Annotated in this window: 2 protein-coding genes; both read right to left on the bottom strand. The window is 27.4% G+C overall.

All coding sequences use genetic code 11. The features are described 5' to 3' along the window. Positions 1–159 precede the first annotated feature (159 nt). On the bottom strand, positions 160–1788 hold the full coding sequence (locus ACRCYC_RS00720) for an IS1182 family transposase (protein WP_438617277.1): 1629 nt from the start codon (positions 1786–1788) through the stop codon (positions 160–162). Positions 1789–1894: 106 nt separating this feature from the next. Next, a complete protein-coding gene (locus ACRCYC_RS00715) occupies positions 1895–2845 on the bottom strand; it encodes an L-lactate dehydrogenase (protein ID WP_438617276.1) in 951 nt (316 codons plus the stop codon). Positions 2846–3121 lie beyond the last annotated feature (276 nt).

Genomic DNA, 3121 nt, shown 5'->3' with positions numbered 1-3121 from the left:
AAAGGGGCTGTCGCTTTAGCGGAAATAAAATCCGTTAGCGATAGCCTCTTTTTTGAATTTCGAAAGTATTTTGTTACATAAATCTCTTAAAAATATTCTAAGTACATAAATTCATTTAAAATTGGCGCACTTTAATAAGCCTAATAAAAATTAGTGTTTTTAAACTATTTCAGCTAATTTAAATAGATGCGTTCCAGTACGATTTGATTGAATTTTATTATGTAATTTTTTAATGTTATGTCCGATTGCAAGTAGAATACTTTCTACAAGTACATTTTGCTTTCCACGAGAAAGGAATCGTCTGAAGTTCATATCTTGTTTTATTTGTGCAAAAGAGCCCTCAGCTTGAATACTTCTATTCATTCTTAAAACACAGCCTTCAGCTGATAAAATTCTTTCTAAATCAGATTTTCTTTGCGAATTAAACTTTTTTGAGGTTTCAAATTTTTTGGTTCTTTCTTCGAGTGGCATTTTAGAATTATTTCCTTTTATACATTTATATTTATGACTACAATTGTTACAATCCTCACAAACATAAACTGTTTTTTCACTTTCATAGCCTGTTTTAGATTTTCTGAACTTGATTGTATCGACGAATAAATTTTTTCCATTTATACAAGTATAAGTATCTATTGTACTATCATATTCCATATTTTCTATTTTCCCAATGTCATTTTTAAATCTTCTTGTTTTAGAGATTTCATAGTTAGCTGGCTTTATGAAAGCTATTTGATTATTTTCTTCTAAAAAAGAATAGTTTTCTTCACTTTCATATCCGGCATCCGCAACGATTTTTAAATATTTAAAATTTAAGTGTTCTTCCATATTTTTTAAAAATGGAATTAAAGTTGTTGTATCAGTAGGTTGCGCTCCGATGGTAAGCCATGTAATATATTCTGAATCTACACCATGCTGAAGATTGTACGCTGGTTTAAGTTGTCCGTTCAGCATCGCATCTTCCTTCATCCTCATAAATGTAGCATCGGTATCAGTTTTTGAATAACTATTTCTATTTCCACAAATATCTAACTTTTTAGTATATTCTTTAAGTTTTAATCTATATTCATCAAGCTGTTCTATAGATTTTTGCAGTAAGGTTTTTCTTTTACCTTTTCCATATACAAACTCTATATTCTCATTATCTTTTAATTTATATAATTGAGTTTCTAATTTCTTTATATGCTTTTGATGAACTTTACCATCATAGATTATTTTTATTCCATATAGGTCTTCACATTCTTTTATAAGGTCGGCTATTTTAATTAATAAATTCTCTAAGTTTTTTGTTACTGATTTTTTCCATACAAAAGTATATTTATTAGATGCTGCTTCAATCTTTGTTCCATCTATAAAAATAAATTCACCAGATATTTCTCCAATACTATGAAGAAAATTAGTTACTTCAGCTAAAATTTGATTAGAACATAGGGCAAGATGTAAACTTCTAAATCTAGCGAAAGTTGAATGATCCGGAGCGGAAGCTCCATTTAAAAGAAACATAAAATTGATATCTCTACGACAAGCTAATTCCATTGATCGAGAAGAATACAAGCCATTCATATATGCATAAATTATGAGTTTAAGTAAATTTCTTGGTGAGACTTGATTTTCTTTTATTTTTGAATAAGTAGAATATAAATCAGTTAAATTAAGCTCCTCTACAAACTGATTTAGCAGTCTTACCGAATCATTTACTGGAATCATAAAATCAATATCAAATGAAAATTTCATTTGAATATTTTGTTGATTGATAGTATAATCTTTTAGTAAAATATTTTGGTTTTGCATATAAATATTTTATCAAAATCCCTAGCTTTTCTGAAGTTAGGGATTTGTTTTTTTGTATAAAAAAGGAACTATGCACTAATTTTTAGTGCGACAGCCCCTTTCATTATTAAAGATTGCATTTATCTAAATGTGTTTTTAATATTCTAGCTGATTCTTTTAATCGTGACTCTTCATCTTCTGATAAAGGTATTTCTACAATTCTAGTAGCACCTTTTAAATTTACTACTGTTGGAATTGCAAGATACATATCTTCTATTCCATATTGTCCTTCAAATAAAGATGATACAGTTAAAATACTATTTGAATTTCTAAAAATAGCTTCAACTATTTTATTTATAGCCAGTGCTACTGCAAAATAAGTTGCTTTTTTTCTACTTATTATTTCATAAGCTGCATTTTTCACATCATTCTCTATTACATTTTTTATATCTTCATCCCAAGCTAATTCAAAATCTTTAGCGTAAAGATCAATTTCTTCTCCTGCAACTCTTGCATTACTCCATGTTACTACTTCACTATCTCCATGTTCACCTATTACATATGAGTGAACATTTCTATTATTTACATTTAAATATTTACCTAAAACATATTTAAGTCTTGAAGTATCTAAAACAGTTCCTGATCCTATTACTCTTTCTTTAGGGAATCCTGATAATTTATAAGTTATATGAGTTAATACATCAACTGGATTTGATACGACAAGTAAAATTGAATTTGGACTTAATTTTGCTAGTTGTGGAACAAATCCTTTAAATATATTATAATTTTTTTCTATTAAGTCTAATCTAGTTTCTCCTTCTTTTTGTCCTGCTCCAGCAGTAATTATTACTATATCTGAATCTTTTGTTTCTTCTAAAGATCCTGCATATATATTTATTGGCTTTACAAAAGAAGTTCCATGAACTAAATCCATTACCTCTCCCATAGCTTTCTCCATATTTATATCGTAAACACAAATTTCTGTTGCAATTCCACTATTCATAAGTGCAAAAGCCGTAGTTGCTCCAACAAAACCTGCTCCAATTATTGATATCTTTCTTTTTCCTTCTATTAACATATACAACGCCTCCTTAGTTTATGAATAATAATTATTATTTACTTATTATTATAATAAATTTTAGCATTTTTGATAATAATTTTCAATATAATTCTGAGTATTTTAATCATATTTAATTTTTTCTTTATTCCTAGAATGTATGTTTGTTCTTTTATTATGCCAATTTTAAGGTATAATTATAATATAAATTTTTTTGGAGGATTAAAATGAAATTACTTTTTTTTGATACAGAAACTACAAGCATTAGACCTGGACATATATGTCAATTAAGCTACA

The sequence above is a fragment of the Paraclostridium sp. genome (genome assembly GCF_051657365.1).
Classification (GTDB): Bacteria; Bacillota; Clostridia; order Peptostreptococcales; family Peptostreptococcaceae; genus Paraclostridium.
Note: the sequence above shows the minus strand (reverse complement) of the source record. Positions and strands in the feature narration are given on the sequence as shown.

Excerpts from the sequence above, each read along its gene's own strand:
- ACRCYC_RS00715 (WP_438617276.1), bottom strand. The coding sequence starts at position 2,845 with ATGTTAATAGAAGGAAAAAGAAAGATATCAATAATTGGAGCAGGTTTT.
- ACRCYC_RS00720 (WP_438617277.1), bottom strand. The coding sequence starts at position 1,788 with ATGCAAAACCAAAATATTTTACTAAAAGATTATACTATCAATCAACAA.